Here is a 15,068-nt window from a genome sequence, read left to right on the forward strand (position 1 = left end):
AAGGAGTCCGGATGGAAGACGAGATCGTCGCGCCTGGAGTTGACTTGCTGGAGTCCATGCGCTCTGTTGGCTACTCGCTTAGCGCCGCCCTGGCCGATCTCATCGATAACAGCATCACGGCGAATGCGCACAGCATCGAGATCGATCTCGAGCCGATCCTGGCCGAGCACATCGCCATTCTCGATGATGGTCATGGAATGACTCCCGCGGTCGCCCGCGAGGCGCTACGTCTCGCGGGCTCTGTCGGGGAACGAACGCGCTCTGACCTCGGCCGCTTCGGGCTCGGCCTGAAAACGGCCTCGCTCTCACAGGGACGATGCCTAACCGTCATCACCCGCCGCGACGGCCAGACCACCGGCCTTCAATGGGATATCGATCACATCGCCGCGACGCAGACGTGGAGTTTGCAGCGGTTGACAGGGGCGGAGCTACGCGCGACACCCTGGTACGACCGCCTTGAGCTCCGCGAGTCCGGCACGCTAGTGGTGCTTCGGAAGCTGGACCTACTGCTCGGCGACGCGAAAGACCCAGGTGGCCTGATCCGCCAGCGCGGACTTGAGTTGAGCGCGGACCTGTCTCTTATCTTTCACAGGTTCCTCGCCCGCCGAAGGGACCGCATCGCGATTTCGGTCAATGGTGTCGAGGTGAAGCCCCTCGATCCCTTTGTCACATCAAATTCCCGTACTCAGGAGTCGCCCATCCAGTACATCCCGGTCGATGGTGAGCAGGTGGCCGTGACCGCCTTCACGCTTCCACACCCATCTGGTCTGACGCCGGCAGAGCGGCGTCGGCACGACCTCGGCGAGGGCATGCGCGACGGTCAAGGGTTCTACGTCTATCGAAACGAGCGGCTGATATCTCACGGCCACTGGTACGGGCTCGCTCGAATGACGGAGATCTCTAAGCAGACCCGCATCAGAGTCGATATTCCCAACTCCCTTGATCACCTGTGGCAGCTGGACATCAAGAAGTCGCGTGCAGAACCGCCTGCGTCCTTCAAGGTCGAACTTCGTCGACTCATGGACGGCGTCCTCGAGCGCGGCCGACGCGTGCACACGTTCCGTGGGCGCAGGTCAGGACCGGCCGAGGTCACCCATCTATGGCAGAAGGTGCTGGATCGCGATGGGATCCGGTACGACGTCAACTTCAAGAACCCATTCGTCATCGCCGCCCTGAGCACACTCGACACCTACCAGGCGGAGAAGGTGAATCGGCTCCTCAACGTGCTCGCCGACGGATTCCCTTCCTACGACTTGTACGCGGAGATGGCGAAGAATACGAGTCCGGCCACCACGCGGTCCGCTGACGAAGCGGTGACGGAGTCACTGCGTCAGATAAGGGAGTCTGGGCTTCTGGGTGACGACGTTGCAAGCGTCGGCGCAGCGCTTGCTCACACTGAGCCGTTTGATACAATCCCCGATCTCCTAGAGGTGGTCGAACAGATCTGGAAGGAACCCCGCGTTGAAGCTCAGCGACCGACAGACCGGACTAAAGCTGCTCCTCAAACAGCAACTCGTCGCCGGCAACCGTGAGATGACGTTCGACCAGCTCGCTGAGAAGGCGACCGGCATTGCAGGACTCCTGTTCTCCGAGCTTACCGCTGACGAGGTGGCGGCTGTCGTCGCCGAGCTCACGCGCGAGGAGACGATCGTGCTGGATGACGGCGGCACGGTGATCGACCCCGACACGTTCGAGCGCTGGCTCGCTGACAAGGCCCCGAACGTCACTCACAACCGATATCAGGCGTACGAGCAACTGCTCGTCGCCCGCGACTGGGCCAGATCGGTTATCGAAGATCTGGCGACGCAGACCGACGAGGTGGTCGAGCTCCTGGGCGATCCCGACAAGGCGGGCACCTGGTCCCGTCGAGGATTGCTTATGGGTGAGGTGCAGTCAGGGAAGACCGCTACATACATCGGAATACTGAACAAGGCGATCGACTACGGCTACCGCCTGGTCATCGTTATCGGCGGTCACACCAACGATCTTCGCGCCCAGACGCAGAAGCGAATCGACTCGGATCTCACAGGCATCGACTCCGACTATCTCGACGACAACATCCGATCGGCCGCCGTTCAGCAACTGGGGATCGCGCGCTTCGACCCCGACTTCCAGCCGAACGTGCTCACCACAGTCAGGAGTGACTTCAGCGCGAGCGCGAAGCGGTCGGGAATCGTCTGGGTCGCGTCAGGGAACCCAACGGTGTTCGTCATAAAGAAGAACGCGGGCCTCATCCGCAACGTCGCGGACTACATTCGCCGGCAGGCGCAGGGCGGGCGGCTGGACACGCCTCTCGTCGTGATCGATGACGAAGCCGACTGGGGCACCCCGAACACGAAGACTGATACCGACCCGGCCGCCGTCAACAAGCAGATCCGTCGCCTGTTGGACAGCTCCCGACGCAGCTCCTACCTCGGAATAACAGCCACGCCGTTCGCGAACATCTTCATCGATCACGAGGCCACCCAGGAGAGCCTCGGGAACGACCTGTTTCCTGCGGACTACATCCGTGTCATGAGCACCCCCTCGAACTACCACGGCATCGGCGGATACTTCTCCGAGGAGCATCCCGCGATTCAACTGGACGTGGACGACTGCGTCGAAGCGATTCCGATCAATCACAAGAGCGACCACGTTGTGGACGACCTACCGGACAGCTTGAAGGACGCTATTGTCGCCTTCTATCTCGGCACTGCGATCCGACTTGTTCGCAACCAGGTCAATGCCTCAGAGGCATCCATGCTCATCAACGTGTCGCGTTTCAACGATGTCCAGAGACAGGTCTTCGACCTGGTGGAGCCCTTCTGTCTCGCGCTTAGCGGCGCGATCCGTGGCGAGCTGGGGCGGTCGGACTCCACGCGCAACAGCGGATTGCGGCGGCGCATCGAGCGCGTCTGGAGCGAGCAGTTCGCCAGCGTTGACGTGGAATGGGAAGATGTGCGAGGCGCGTTGCTCGACATGTCGCAGGAGGTGCTGGTCCAGCTCGTCAACAGCAAAACCGCCGCCGCCCGGTCGAAGGCTCGGCGGCTCATGACGCGTGAGCAAAGGCGGGAGGAGGACCTCCGCCCGACGATCTTCATTGGCGGCGATGTTCTTTCCCGCGGGCTCACCCTCGATGGACTGCAGGTCAGTTACTTCGTCCGGGAGCCTCGGTCGATGGACACGCTCATGCAGATGGGCAGATGGTTCGGCTATCGCCCTGGTTACTCGGACCTGGTACGGGTGTGGATGCCGGAACCCACACGTGACGATTTCCAGTGGTCGTCAGACGTCACGGGCGAGCTCCGCGAGCTGTTGCTCGAGATGCGCGCGAAAGAACTTACACCGCGCGACTTCGGTCTGCGGGTCCGGGCCCACCCAGAGGGCTTTCAGGTCGTCGCAGCGAACAAGCGAAAAGCGGCCGAGCTCGTCACGGGCACCGTCCTCATCCACGGGCAGAAATTCGAGTCGCACTTCCTGTCCGAGTCGACGGCTGACCGAGACCGCAACAGGCGAGCTCTCCAGGCGCTCTTCGACGGTCTTAAGCGCGGAGTCGATGAAGGGCGCATCGCCCGATCCCAATCCAATCTGGACTACCCGACCTGGTCGCACGTGGCACCCGAGATGATCTCGGATTTCTTCACCGACTTCAAGGGATTCAAGAGCGACCCCTGGTTCGGCGGGGCGGGTACCGCAGTCGCACCGCAGATCGCCGCTCACCTCGGCGAGGCGCGGGGCTCCGACGAGTGGCGAGTTGTGCTCGTCGCAGGAACGGGCGAACCCGTCGAGTTCGGGAACGGACTCACCGTGCGAAGTAGCGTCCGCAACGCCATCAAGCGAACGGCTGGCGGTGCTCTGGCGCTGGGGAATCGACGCGTGGCGACGGCGACCAATCTCGCGGGAGCGCTCACCCACGCCGAGCGTGCTGCGCTGAACGGTGCGGCCAGCGAAGCCGCTGTGATCGCGAGCATTCAGCACCCGATGCTGCTCGTCTTCGCTATCACGACGAAGGGCGACGAGCAGGCCAAGACGCCCGAAGTCGCCATCTCCGCTCTGGATCCGCTAGTCGGGGTTGTTCTCGTCTTCCCCGACATTCCTGAAGACGAGAAGGCTGACATTCTAAGACGGGGAGGCGGCCAGCAGTTCTGGGTCAACTCCGTCGAGCAACGAAGCCTTTACGGATACCTCGACGATGGAGACGACATCGAAACGGGCGACGAATAATGTCTGTTGAGAGCGCCATGGCGGCCGCGTTGCAGGGGCCAAATCATCGCGTCGTCCAGGTGACTCATCCCTGGTTAACCGCGCTCGCCGAGAACAACGATGGTCACGCTGCCCTCATCGTGCAGGCATCACTCCCGGCTGACGTCATCGTCGGAGATGGTCGGGGGTTCGCGGTGAAGACAGTTCGCTCCGGCGCCGACGACTTCGTGCGGATCACCTCGAAGGATCCGGGGCTTCCCTCGATCTTTCTGAAGTTCCTCGAGTATGTTCTGATGCGTAGCGCGGGCGCAGATTCACCTGACGCGGCGCTCGTCGCGTTCGTGAATGCTGTCGACCAGTTTCGCCGTTTCGGTGCCCGCGCCGCAGGTCGACTCTCTGAGGAACAAGTTCGCGGGCTCTTCGCAGAGCTCGCGCTCGCGGTGGTCCTAGTGCGCGATGCCGGGCTCAACGCCTTCAACGTCATTGAGGCATGGGGCGGTCCTTTCGGCGGATTGCACGACTTCGAATTCGCTGACGGATACTCGATCGAGGTGAAGTCCTGCCACCAGCCGCCGAAGGAGGTTCGAATCACCTCGCCGGCGCAGTTGGCTCCTGTCGATGCCGGTCTCGACCTTCTCGTTCTACCGATGGACCGCGTGACAGCGTCCGACCCGGCCGGCACGAGCTTCCTCGACCTCGTGGAGGAGGTCCGCCAGATCGCAGAGCGGGGCGGAGCAACCGCGCTCGAGAAGTGGTATCTCGCGCTGACCGCCCTCGATCTCGATGTCGGCGACGAGTACTACCAGCAGTGGCGCTTCCTGCCCGGCAAGTGGCTCCGCTTCAAGGTGGCCGAAGGGTTCCCAGCGATTGCCGCTGAGGCGATTCCGGAAGCTGTGGTGAAGGTGGCGTTCTCGCTGCGGGTCGCGGCGCTGGCCCCCTTCGCGGCGACCATAGACGGAATCGGATTGACAGCGCGATGACTGACCCACTGGACCAACTCCGCAACGACATAAAGATCCGGTCCGCCGGCTCCGACAGCTTCGAGCTGAGAGCCTTCGTCGAGGAGTTCGCATCGCGACTTGAGGACGCCGACGTGGCGTACGACATCGTCTCGGAGCCTCTGCAATGCCGCGGTCCCCGTGGACGGGTGTTGTCACTACTGGGCTACTCGGAGGATGCGACTGACGCCTCCCTCACGATCCTCGTCGGAAAGTACTTCGACGGTGAAGGCACAGTGACGCTCGGCGACGCGAACGACATCTTCGGCCGCGGCGCAGACTTCCTGCAGTTGGCCGCGGACGGCTGGCTCGCCGAGAACCTGGAACCGAGCTCCCGTGAGGCCGAGTACGCCGACTACTTCCGGCATCGGCTACCATCCGTCGCGCGCCTTCGCTTATTGCTCATCACCGACGGGGTAATGAGCGAGCGCATCAGAACGATCCCGAACAGCATTGTCGCGGATCGACCCGCGTCGTACGCGATCTGGGATCGCAACCGCATCTTGGCAGCCGCAACGCCACAGACCGGCGACGAGGCGATGCACATCGACATGACGAAGTGGCTGCCCGACGGGCTCCAGTGCCTTGTAGCCGCGGACAGTGGCTCGTCGACTCAGAGCTACCTTGCCGTCCTGCCCGGCCGCCTGCTTGCAGACGTATTCGAGGAGTACGGCAGTCAGTTGCTTGAGTCGAACGTGCGGACCTACCTCAGCGCCCGAGGAGCCGTCAATCGGGGAATCCAGCAGACACTCGCTCACAAGCCCGAGATGTTCCTTGCCTTCAACAACGGCCTAACTACCACGGCGACAGATGTCGAACTAGTGACGCTACGCAAAGGCACTTTCATCCGCTCAATCGAGAACTGGCAGATCGTGAACGGCGGACAGACCACGGCTTCACTTGTTCACTTCTTGCGAGGCGACAGCAAACGATCTGTGGACGACGTCTTTGTTCAGATGAAGCTGGTCACCGTGAGCAGCGAGAACGCAGCTGAGGTCGTCGCCGACGTCTCGAAGTACGCCAACAGCCAGAACCGTGTCAGCGCGGCCGATCTCTTCTCCAATCACGAGTTCCACGTGTTGATGGAGCAGACCAGTCGCCGCCTCCGCGCGCCGGCGCGCGAGGGGGAACAGTATCAGACCGGCTGGTACTACGAGCGCTCGCGCGGGCAATGGGAAAACGACAAGGTGGCTCGTGGATCTGCCGCCGAGCAGAAAAAGTTCGAGCTGGAATACCCGAAGAGCCAGCGCCTTGTGAAGACCGACTGGGCAAAGTACGCCTCCAGCTGGGGGCAACGACCTCACACTGTCAGCAAGGGGGCGCAGACCAACTTCATCGAGTACGCGCACCAGGTAGTCGCCACATGGGAGAAGGATCCGAATCAGTTCGGCGACGCCTACTTTAAGAACAACGTGGCGAAAGCGATTCTCTTCAACGACCTTCACAAGGCTGTGCGCGAATCCGCCTGGTACGGCAAAGGGTACCTGGCGAATATCGTCGCGTACGGCGTGGCGAAGCTAGCACACGAGATCCCGCGCCAGTTCCCCGGCTCAAGGCTCAACTTTGATGCCATCTGGGCCCGGCAGAGCACGAGTCAGACGTTGCTCGGTGCCGCGTTGGTGATGGCTGAGCGCGCCCAGGAGCACCTGACGGATCCTCGTAGGAAACAGGCAAACGTGACCCAGTGGGCGAAGCAAGAGTTCTGTTGGACGACCTTCAGGGACGCGTCCGTCCCGTTGCCGCGCGATCTCGCCGTGGACCTCATCGATGCCGATGCAGCCACCAGCCAGGCCAGTGACGACAAGAAGCAGCGCCGTATGGACAGTGGCTTCGAGGCCATCCAGCGAGTTTTGAAGGTCGCACCGGCCGTTTGGGAGGCGGTGCACTCCTCATCAGGTGATGTCCGCCTCTCCCCGATGGAATCGGACCTCGTTGCGGGCTTCGGGTTGCGCAAGGGGCGCGTACCTACCGAGCGTCAGGCAGCGGCCCTCCTGAAGGCCCTTGATCGCATGGCCGAGGGAGCAGTGATCTCGAAGGACACGTATTGAGTTTTCGAGCCGCCACGTCGATCATCGCCACGCCCGGTTGTCCGAACTGGCAAACGGCATGGCAAGGCGACACTCTCAGAGTGGCGGCACAGTCGGACATAGCCACCCATCGCGCAGAATACCCACCACCGCCGATAGGGGAAGCTCGTCGAACAGAGTAGTCTGTTTATAGACGCACCGTTGCGAAACTCGAAGGAGCTCCCTCATGGCCCTCACCGCCCACTCCACGATCGGCGACTGGCTCAACGACCCGACCGGCGGACCGCTCATCCGCGGCCTGTTCGAACAGACCGGCGCGGACCCCGAGCTGCTCACGCCCGTCCTCGGCCTCCCGCTGCAGCAGCTCGTCGCGATGAGCCAGGGACAGCTCCCACAGTCGGTCGTCGACGATCTCGTCCGCGCGGCGAACAATGGCGAGATCCCCGAAAACACCAACACCGAGGGCTGGACCGAGACCCCCACCACCGGACGCTTCGCCGGCAAGACCGTGATCGTCACGGGCGCCGCGTCCGGAATCGGCAAGGCCACGGCATCCCGCATCGCCCGTGAAGGCGGCCGCGTCATCGCCGCCGACATCTCCGCCGAGAAACTCGATGCATTGAAGTCCGAGCTGCCCGACATCGTCACGGTCGCCGGCGACCTCACCCAGCAGGACGCGATCGACGCCGTCATCGCCGCCGCGGGCGACACCATCGACGGCCTCGCGAACGTCGCCGGCATCAACGACGACTTCTCCCCCGCGGGCGAGACGACGGATGCCGTGTGGGACCGCGTCATCGCCATCAACCTCACCGCCCCGTTCAAGCTCATGCGGGCGGTGCTGCCGATCATGGAGAAGGCCGGCCGCGGCGCGATTCTCAACGTCTCGAGCGAGGCCGGCCTGCGCGGCAACGCCTCGGGCAACGCCTACACGGCGAGCAAGCACGGCATCATCGGCGTCACGAAGTCCGCGGCGTTCATGTACGGGCCGAAAGGTATCCGCGTGAACAGCGTCGCTCCCGGCGGGGTGGCCACCGGCATCCCGATGCCGCCGAACATGTCGGAGTACGGATCCGGACGCCTCGCCCCGTTCCAGCAGGCCATCCCCACCGTCGCGACCGCCGAGCACCTCGCCGCCTCGATCACGTTCCTGCTGTCGGACGACGCCGTCAACATCAACGGTGCCGTGCTGGCGTCTGATGGGGGATGGTCGGTGCAGTAGTCGTTGCAGCCGGCGTCCGGCAGGACGCTGGGCCGCAGCATCCATATATATTGCTTGCGTCCTCATACGTGCGCTTTCATGGCCGCAGGAGTCGCTGTCGCGACTGTCGCCAGACCGCCGTCGGAATGAGGAACCGCATGACCCGCGCGCTCGACGCCCGTACCTCGGAACCCTCCGGCGAGATCGCCGGACGCCTGTTCGTCGTCGCATGCTCGCTGGGCATCGCTGCCGGGATCGTCGCGATCGCGGGGATGCTGCTCGCAGCCGCCGCGTTCGCAACTGCCAGCACGTTCACCATCCCGCTCGTCGCCACCTTCGAGGGCTTCCGCGACGCAGGCGGAACGAACGCGGTCACTGTGACCGGATCCTGGGCGATGGCGGGCGGGCTGACGACCCTCCTCGCCATCCTCCTGTCGCACTTCATGCTGCGTCGCTTCGGATCGGCGGCCCGCGCCTGACTTCCTGACTACTCTGGAGGCTCTCCCGCGGGCAAATCTCGCCGCTCGCAGAGCCATCCCGACACGACACCCGCGACAACCTGCCCGGCCGAGAAGGGCAGAAGGCCGACCAGCAGTGCGACCATCAGAGCAACTGACTCCCTCTCGCCCAACTCCCCGTCGAGCTGGATATGCGCGAGGTACGCGAACCAGAGCACCACCGGCAGCAGCGCCAACACCGTGCCGAGCTTCCGTCCCGCACGTTCGACGAGAACACCCACAGCGAACAGCGCGATACCGATGAGGGCGAACGACATGCGGCCCATCGAACCACACGGATGAGGACGCTCCGCGTTCTCCACAAGTCACTTCGCCACCGCCTGACGCCCGGCCTCACATCTCCGCCGGTTACCCTGGCTCGCATGAAGAAGCTCCCTGCTCTCGCCACGCTGGCCGTCGGCATCCTGCTGCTGTCCGGATGCTCCGAGCATGTGTCGAAGCTCACCGCCTGCGGTGAGGTCGCGTCGCAAGCGGTGCAGGTGAGCGGTGCGATCGACGCGCTCAGCTCGCCGACACCGGAGGCGGCGCGGGCGGCACTCGACGAGGTGCGCGGTGTGGTCGAGAAGATCCGCGGCATCGACGGTCCGGATGAGTTCGTCACCCTGCGCGAGACGTGGACCACCAGCATCGACGCGCTCATCGCAGAGGGCGAGAACGCGCTGGCAGGGAATCCCGGGAACATGGATGCCGTCACCACCCAGCTGCGCACCGCGACCGAGGCCATCGTCGGGTACTGCACGCCGTAGGGTCGAGGCGTTTCGTCTCAGGCGACTTCGTCGTCTTCGCTCAACGACCCGAGGCGCGGCGGCGCCGATCAGCTCGCGATGCCGCGGAGCAGCCGCGTGACCGTCTCGTCGATGCGGGCGTCGCTGAGCGGCTGCCCGATGAGCGCCGCATACGACGCCATCGCGATGAGCTGATCGGCGATGGCGTCGGCATCCACGTCCGGGCGGATGTCGCCCGCCGACTGTCCGCGGTCGATGCGCTCCGCGACCCACGACCGGATCGGACCCGCCAACCGTTCGTTCAGCGCGAGCCCGAGCTCGTGGTCGGTGGCCGTCACCGCGATGAGCGCCCGGGCGAGTGCCGTTCCCTCGGGGCTGCCGAGTCCCGCCGACATCGCCGAAAACCACGCGTGCAGGTCGGCGCGGATGTCGTCGGTGATCGGCACCTCGACGTCGGCTCCGGGCAGGTCGCCCTCGAGCAGCGCCTCACCGAGGATCGCCGCCTTCGACGGCCACCAGCGGTAGATCGTCTGCTTCGCGACTCCCGCCGACTCCGCGAGTCCCTCGATCGTCACAGCCTCGTACGCGCCGGCGACGACGGCCGTGCGCATCGCGTCGAGCACGGACCGGCGCGCGGCTTCACTACGAGGACGAGGCATGAGGACAAGGCTACTGACGGATGCCGGGGCGCGACGTTGCGTGGAATGCTGCCATGACGTCATCCGGGGTGTTAGCTGGGACGCATGACCGCGCACGGCCCCTTGAGACGCCGATCACCCGGGTCTGCCACGACACAACGACGGGTCGTCGCCAGCATCCTCGCGCTCGTCGGCGGCGGCATCCTGCTGTGGTGGGGTGCGTCCGAGCTGCTCGCCGCGGGCGTCGCGGCGGACGCGGCCGGGACCGGAGGCGGATTCCCCGCGCTGGCTCTCGGCGCGGCCGTGATCGGGACCGTCTCAGCGGTGTGGGGGCTGTGCGCGCTCGCCTGGCAGCTCGGTCTGATGCTGCAGCGCCGCTCGTCGGATCACTGACGGTCCCGGGCGGTCAGTGCTGAAGGCCGGCGCCGCTGCCGTCGCTTGACGGACGTCCTTCGCTCGACTCGCGTCGCGGCCCCGGAAGCGTTGCGCCAACAGCCACCCACATCAGGGCGAACAGGAAGAGCGCGGAGCCGACCCAATCGGGCAGGATGCCGAGGACCAGAAGCGGGGCCGCGACGAGACCCGCGAGGATGACGACGTTGCACACGACACGAAAGACCCGACGGTCGCCGTTCGCACGGATCTCGCTGCTCATGCGGTCAGCGTAGTCATATGGCTACGCTGACCGAAACCCTAAGAGGTCGCGTCCACCCGCCGGTAAACCTGGGCAACCGCACCCGACCGGAACTCGCGCCGTTCCACGAGCTCCAAGCCGATACGCTCGCGCAAGCCCTCGAACAGATACGGGCCGTGCCCGGCGACGATCGGATGCACGACGAAGATGTACTCGTCGATCAGACCGAGGTCGGCGAGCGACCGCGACAGTGCGACGCCGCCGACCGACAGGCCCTTGCCCGGCTGCTCCTTCAGACGCCGCACGGCCTCGGCGAGGTCGCCCTGCACGAGCTCGGCATTCCAATCGACCTCGTCGAGGGTGCTCGAGACGACGTACTTCTTCGCCCGGTCGAGGGTGTCGGCGAACTCCTGCTCACCCGCGTCCATCCAGTCGGGCCAGACGCCGTCATCCGGACGCTTCCACGCCTCCCGCATCATCTCGAACGTGACGCGGCCGTAGAGCTCGGCATCCGACTCGTCCATCTGGTCGGTCCAGAAACGCATCAGCTCGTCATCGGGCGCGACCCCGGCCTCATGATGGACGCAGCCATCGAGGGTCACGTTGATCGCATACCGCAGTGGTCTCATGGCGCTGCTCCCTTGATGCGCGAAGTATGGGATCGGACGCGGTACAGAGTACGCCTCGGGGAGGGAACCGCGTTTCGTCTCGCTCCGCTCGCTCAACGACCCGAAGAGATCACCGCGGTTGTCTCGCTCCGCTCGCTCAACGACCCGAAGAGATCACCGCGTTTCGTCTCGCTTCGCTTGCTCGACGACCGCTCCCGATAGCGTGGAGCCACGAGCCCGCGCGGGGGAGTCGCGCGACCGACGACCGGAGTCCACATGACGTCTCTGCGCCTGCGCGCGACCCGCACCCTCGCCCTCTCCACCCTCGCGGTCGTCGCCCTGGCCGGGTGCAGTCCGTCGGGAAACGTGACCGGCGACGGCGACACCACCGAGAGCGTCGCCCTGCTCGAGGAGTTCTTCGGCCACCTCGAAGCCGGCGAGACGACGGATGCCGCGGCGATGACGTCGATCGACTTCCCGGCCGAGTTCCTCGACGAGGACTTCTACGCGGCATCCGCTGCCCTCCCCTCCGACGCGAAGGTCGTGAAGACGAAGGGGTCCGACAAATACACCGTCACGGCAACCGTGGAGTTCGTGCTCGACGACCCCGAGAATCCGGCGAGCGCGACCTTCCAGGTGAAGAACGACGACGGCGAGCGCACGATCTCGTGGCGCGATGAGAAGTTCTCGATCATCAACGTCGCCTCCCCCGGGCGCATCGTCGTGAACGGTGAGCTCGACTACGCGATGCAGCCCGATGACGCGCACGACCTGTACCTGCTGCCCGCCCTGTACGACATCGGGTACGACGACCCGACCGGTACGACGCAGCTCGACGATGACGGCACCAACGAGTTCACGCTGCCGTGGCCGATGGACGACGCGGACCCGGCATCGGACTTCCCCTCGAACGCGACGGTCACGCACTGGAACCTGTCGGTCAGCGCATGGGTGGAGCCCGACGTGATCGAGGCGGCGGACGCGCAGATCGACGCCCTCACCGACGCCTGCGTGGCCGAGGGGATGGCCGGACCGTCCTGCCCGCCCCAGGTGCTCGCGTACGGCAAGCCGCTGGTCGACCCGTCGACCGTCGAGTGGTTCCGCACGCCGGCCACGGGACCGGTGGTCAGTGACGGGCGGGTCGAGTACTCGAAGGGCTTCACCGTGCGCGCCGACGGCGTCACCTACCCCGAGCCCGCGGTGTACACCGGAACACTGACGAAGGATGCCGACGGCACGATGACGTTCACGCGATAGACGGACGGAACCTCGTTTCGTCTCGCTTCGCTCGCTTAACGGACCGGGGGGGGCTTCGCTCGCTCAACGACCCGGGGGCTTCGCTCGCTCAACGACCCGGGGGACCGGGCGGTTGACCTTGACGCGAGGGCAACGTTTACCGTCGGATGACATGACCGTCACCCTGATCGACAGTGCCTCCGCGACCGCCCGCATCCTCGACGCCGATCCGGCCGTTCGCGCCGACCTCATCCGCGAGATGTGGGCGCCGATGGCGGGCATGTACCACTTCGTCCCCGGCGGGCTCGATCTCGCCGACGTGCATCGGCAGAGTTTCGGGTTCGACGCCGAGCATCCGTCGGATGCGCTTCGCGCGGGACTCGACGCGCTCGTCGACGCCGACGCATGGCAACGCATCGAGACCGCGCTGCACACCGGCATCGAGGCGTTGGAGCGCGCGAATCCCGGCATCCTGGTCCCCGACCTGACCGTGCTGCTGCTACTCGGAGATCCGACCAACGCGCACTTCGTCGATGAGGTGCAGGGGCTGTCCGGGTTCGGCGGCATCAGCGGGTACATCACCCTCACGCTGTGGCCGACCCCACGCGTGCTCGACCGACTCGAGGCCATCAGCGTGCACGAGCTGCACCACACCGTGCGCTACTCCCCCGGCGGCGTCGTCTGGGATCCGACCACGGTCACCGTCGGAGAGCACGTGATCTCCGAGGGACTCGCCGACATCTTCGCCACCGAACTGTACGGCCCCTCCGGCTACACGCACTTCGTCTCACTTGAGACCCGCGCCGACGATCGCGTGCTGGAAAAGGTCACTTCCGGTCTCGGCGTCACCGGCATGCAGGACTTCGCGGCGTGGGTGCTCGGCGACGCGACAGCGCGTCTGTTCGGCGGCGAACCCGTCGGACTCCCCACCGGCGCCGGCTACGCCGCGGGCGCCCGCCTCGTCGAGGCGTACCGTGAGGTGAGCGGACGCACGGCGGCGGAATCCGTGCATGCGCCGTCATCCGGCATCCTGTCGGTCGCCCTTCCGCACCTCGGACTGGCTGCGATCACCGACGACTGAAGGGAGCACGCATGGAGTGGACCGTCTCCGAGCTCGCCGAGCGCGCGGGCATCAGCGGGCGCACCCTGCGCCACTACGACCGCATCGGACTGCTGTCGCCCGACCGGATCGGCTCGAACAGCTACCGGTATTACGGCCCCGTAGCGGTGGCGCGGCTGCAACGCATCCTGCTCCTGCGCGACGCGGGCATGCCGCTCGCCGAGATCTCGTCAGTCCTCGATGCCGCCGAGACGCCCGAGGCCGAGGTCGCCGCTCTGCGCGCACACCTCGCGCAGCTGCAGACCGAGCAGGATGCCGTCGCCCGCCGCATCGCGTCGGTCGAGCACACCATCGAGATGCGCACCCAGGGACGCGAACCGCGCATGGACATCATGCTGCAGGGCTTCAACGACGACTACGAAGACGAGGTCGTGCAGCGCTGGGGACGCGAAGCCTTCGACGCCTCGAACCGCTGGTGGCACGGCCAATCGGTGCGACAGCAGCGCGAGTGGAAGGCCCGCACCGATGCACTCGTCGGGCGGTGGCGCGAGCTGCACGAGCAAGGTCTCGGCCCGGAGTCGCCCGAGGCGCAAAGGCATGCCGCCTCGCACCTGGACTGGTTCGCCGAGATCCCCGGCACGCCCACGCACGCCGGCGACGCCGAGAACGCGACGGCGATGGTGCTCGGCATGGCCGACCAGTACGAGACGAACCCCGACTTCCACGACACGTTCGGGACGCCGGATGCCGCGGCCCTCGCCGCCGCGGCTCTGCGCCTCCACGTGCGGAAGCGGTGATCGCTCGCGTCGCAACGGCCTGTCGCGGCATCCGTCGAGCGCTCTAGCGTGACCGGCATGTTGAAGATCGTGTCGATCGTGATCCGCGTGGACGACCTGCCCGCACAGACCGAGTTCTGGAAGGCCGCCCTCGACTACGTCGAACGCGACCCCGCGACCGACGACTGGGTCGTGCTGAAGCCGCGCGACGCCGACGCTCCCTGCATCGCGCTCGACGCACATCGCTCCGAGCGGGTGCTGCCGCCCCGCATCCACCTCGACATCTATGCCGAGGATCAGGATGCCGAGGTCGAGCGCCTCTCCTCACTCGGCGCGACCGTCGTGCCGTGGGAAGGGCGTCCCGACGACGCGGACTACGTGACCATGCAGGATCCGGAAGGCAACCGCTTCTGCATCGTCGACCGGCCGGACTGGGCGGGCTGGAGTGCTGGCGGGCGGTGACGG

Annotated in this window: 16 protein-coding genes; 12 read left to right on the forward strand and 4 right to left on the reverse strand. The window is 65.5% G+C overall.

Going from position 1 to position 15,068, the window contains the following annotated elements; all coding sequences use genetic code 11:
• The first annotated feature begins 11 nt into the window (after positions 1-11).
• From MRBLWO14_RS07950 to MRBLWO14_RS07975, 6 genes are all read left to right on the forward strand, one after another.
• Positions 12-1,532, forward strand: a complete 1,521-nt coding sequence (locus MRBLWO14_RS07950) for an ATP-binding protein (RefSeq protein ID WP_341935913.1) — start codon at positions 12-14, stop codon at positions 1,530-1,532.
• Positions 1,462-4,203 carry a Z1 domain-containing protein gene (locus MRBLWO14_RS07955; protein ID WP_341935914.1) on the forward strand — a complete coding sequence of 914 codons (2,742 nt, stop codon included), beginning with the start codon at positions 1,462-1,464 and terminating at the stop codon, positions 4,201-4,203. The genes MRBLWO14_RS07950 and MRBLWO14_RS07955 overlap by 71 nt, the downstream gene beginning before the upstream one ends.
• 17 nt (positions 4,204-4,220) lie before the next feature.
• Positions 4,221-5,162 carry a PD-(D/E)XK motif protein gene (locus tag MRBLWO14_RS07960; protein WP_341935915.1) on the forward strand — a complete coding sequence of 314 codons (942 nt, stop codon included), beginning with the start codon at positions 4,221-4,223 and terminating at the stop codon, positions 5,160-5,162.
• Entirely contained in the window at positions 5,159-7,228 is a 2,070-nt protein-coding gene (locus MRBLWO14_RS07965; protein WP_341935916.1) for an AIPR family protein, read from the forward strand. Before MRBLWO14_RS07960 ends, MRBLWO14_RS07965 begins: the two co-directional genes overlap by 4 nt.
• Before the next feature lie 205 nt (positions 7,229-7,433).
• Positions 7,434-8,429, forward strand: coding sequence for an SDR family NAD(P)-dependent oxidoreductase (locus tag MRBLWO14_RS07970; protein WP_341935917.1), 996 nt, complete (start codon positions 7,434-7,436; stop codon positions 8,427-8,429).
• Between the two features lie 137 nt (positions 8,430-8,566).
• Positions 8,567-8,887 (forward strand): hypothetical protein, encoded by a 321-nt coding sequence (locus tag MRBLWO14_RS07975; RefSeq protein WP_341935918.1) that lies wholly within the window; start codon positions 8,567-8,569, stop codon positions 8,885-8,887.
• Between the two features lie 8 nt (positions 8,888-8,895).
• On the opposite strand, the gene MRBLWO14_RS07980 is transcribed toward MRBLWO14_RS07975, so the two are convergent.
• Positions 8,896-9,183, reverse strand: coding sequence for a hypothetical protein (locus MRBLWO14_RS07980; RefSeq protein ID WP_341935919.1), 288 nt, complete (start codon positions 9,181-9,183; stop codon positions 8,896-8,898).
• Between the two features lie 105 nt (positions 9,184-9,288).
• Between MRBLWO14_RS07980 and MRBLWO14_RS07985 the strand changes: the two genes are divergently transcribed.
• A complete protein-coding gene (locus MRBLWO14_RS07985) occupies positions 9,289-9,672 on the forward strand; it encodes a hypothetical protein (RefSeq protein WP_341935920.1) in 384 nt (127 codons plus the stop codon).
• Between the two features lie 68 nt (positions 9,673-9,740).
• Here the strand turns inward: MRBLWO14_RS07985 and MRBLWO14_RS07990 are convergent, their stop codons facing one another.
• Positions 9,741-10,310, reverse strand: a complete 570-nt coding sequence (locus tag MRBLWO14_RS07990; protein ID WP_341935921.1) for a TetR/AcrR family transcriptional regulator — start codon at positions 10,308-10,310, stop codon at positions 9,741-9,743.
• Between the two features lie 84 nt (positions 10,311-10,394).
• On the opposite strand from MRBLWO14_RS07990, the gene MRBLWO14_RS07995 reads away from it, so the two are divergent.
• Positions 10,395-10,682, forward strand: coding sequence for a hypothetical protein (locus tag MRBLWO14_RS07995; RefSeq protein ID WP_341935922.1), 288 nt, complete (start codon positions 10,395-10,397; stop codon positions 10,680-10,682).
• A 13-nt stretch (positions 10,683-10,695) separates the two neighbouring features.
• Here MRBLWO14_RS07995 and MRBLWO14_RS08000 read toward each other — a convergent pair whose 3' ends face one another.
• Both MRBLWO14_RS08000 and MRBLWO14_RS08005 read right to left on the reverse strand, forming a co-directional pair.
• On the reverse strand, positions 10,696-10,944 hold the full coding sequence (locus MRBLWO14_RS08000) for a hypothetical protein (protein ID WP_341935923.1): 249 nt from the start codon (positions 10,942-10,944) through the stop codon (positions 10,696-10,698).
• Between the two features lie 38 nt (positions 10,945-10,982).
• The gene (locus tag MRBLWO14_RS08005) at positions 10,983-11,552 is read right to left on the reverse strand and encodes a dihydrofolate reductase family protein (protein ID WP_341935924.1); all 570 of its coding nucleotides are present in this window, start codon (positions 11,550-11,552) and stop codon (positions 10,983-10,985) included.
• A 255-nt stretch (positions 11,553-11,807) separates the two neighbouring features.
• Between MRBLWO14_RS08005 and MRBLWO14_RS08010 the strand changes: the two genes are divergently transcribed.
• The 4 genes from MRBLWO14_RS08010 (at position 11,808) to MRBLWO14_RS08025 (ending at position 15,065) form a co-directional block, all read left to right on the forward strand.
• A complete protein-coding gene (locus MRBLWO14_RS08010; protein WP_341935925.1) occupies positions 11,808-12,788 on the forward strand; it encodes a hypothetical protein in 981 nt (326 codons plus the stop codon).
• A gap of 151 nt (positions 12,789-12,939) precedes the next feature.
• Positions 12,940-13,848, forward strand: a complete 909-nt coding sequence (locus MRBLWO14_RS08015; RefSeq protein ID WP_341935926.1) for a DUF2268 domain-containing putative Zn-dependent protease — start codon at positions 12,940-12,942, stop codon at positions 13,846-13,848.
• An 11-nt stretch (positions 13,849-13,859) separates the two neighbouring features.
• Positions 13,860-14,624, forward strand: coding sequence for a MerR family transcriptional regulator (locus tag MRBLWO14_RS08020; RefSeq protein ID WP_341935927.1), 765 nt, complete (start codon positions 13,860-13,862; stop codon positions 14,622-14,624).
• A 57-nt stretch (positions 14,625-14,681) separates the two neighbouring features.
• The gene (locus MRBLWO14_RS08025) at positions 14,682-15,065 is read left to right on the forward strand and encodes a VOC family protein (RefSeq protein ID WP_341935928.1); all 384 of its coding nucleotides are present in this window, start codon (positions 14,682-14,684) and stop codon (positions 15,063-15,065) included.
• Positions 15,066-15,068 lie beyond the last annotated feature (3 nt).

This window comes from Microbacterium sp. LWO14-1.2 (genome assembly GCF_038397715.1).
GTDB lineage: Bacteria > Actinomycetota > Actinomycetes > Actinomycetales > Microbacteriaceae > Microbacterium.

Excerpts from the sequence above, each read along its gene's own strand:
- MRBLWO14_RS07950 (WP_341935913.1), top strand. The coding sequence starts at position 12 with ATGGAAGACGAGATCGTCGCGCCTGGAGTTGACTTGCTGGAGTCCATG.
- MRBLWO14_RS07960 (WP_341935915.1), top strand. The coding sequence starts at position 4,221 with ATGGCGGCCGCGTTGCAGGGGCCAAATCATCGCGTCGTCCAGGTGACT.
- MRBLWO14_RS07965 (WP_341935916.1), top strand. The coding sequence starts at position 5,159 with ATGACTGACCCACTGGACCAACTCCGCAACGACATAAAGATCCGGTCC.
- MRBLWO14_RS07970 (WP_341935917.1), top strand. The coding sequence starts at position 7,434 with ATGGCCCTCACCGCCCACTCCACGATCGGCGACTGGCTCAACGACCCG.
- MRBLWO14_RS07975 (WP_341935918.1), top strand. The coding sequence starts at position 8,567 with ATGACCCGCGCGCTCGACGCCCGTACCTCGGAACCCTCCGGCGAGATC.
- MRBLWO14_RS07980 (WP_341935919.1), bottom strand. The coding sequence starts at position 9,183 with ATGTCGTTCGCCCTCATCGGTATCGCGCTGTTCGCTGTGGGTGTTCTC.
- MRBLWO14_RS07985 (WP_341935920.1), top strand. The coding sequence starts at position 9,289 with ATGAAGAAGCTCCCTGCTCTCGCCACGCTGGCCGTCGGCATCCTGCTG.
- MRBLWO14_RS07990 (WP_341935921.1), bottom strand. The coding sequence starts at position 10,310 with ATGCCTCGTCCTCGTAGTGAAGCCGCGCGCCGGTCCGTGCTCGACGCG.
- MRBLWO14_RS07995 (WP_341935922.1), top strand. The coding sequence starts at position 10,395 with ATGACCGCGCACGGCCCCTTGAGACGCCGATCACCCGGGTCTGCCACG.
- MRBLWO14_RS08000 (WP_341935923.1), bottom strand. The coding sequence starts at position 10,944 with ATGAGCAGCGAGATCCGTGCGAACGGCGACCGTCGGGTCTTTCGTGTC.
- MRBLWO14_RS08005 (WP_341935924.1), bottom strand. The coding sequence starts at position 11,552 with ATGAGACCACTGCGGTATGCGATCAACGTGACCCTCGATGGCTGCGTC.
- MRBLWO14_RS08010 (WP_341935925.1), top strand. The coding sequence starts at position 11,808 with ATGACGTCTCTGCGCCTGCGCGCGACCCGCACCCTCGCCCTCTCCACC.
- MRBLWO14_RS08015 (WP_341935926.1), top strand. The coding sequence starts at position 12,940 with ATGACCGTCACCCTGATCGACAGTGCCTCCGCGACCGCCCGCATCCTC.
- MRBLWO14_RS08020 (WP_341935927.1), top strand. The coding sequence starts at position 13,860 with ATGGAGTGGACCGTCTCCGAGCTCGCCGAGCGCGCGGGCATCAGCGGG.
- MRBLWO14_RS08025 (WP_341935928.1), top strand. The coding sequence starts at position 14,682 with ATGTTGAAGATCGTGTCGATCGTGATCCGCGTGGACGACCTGCCCGCA.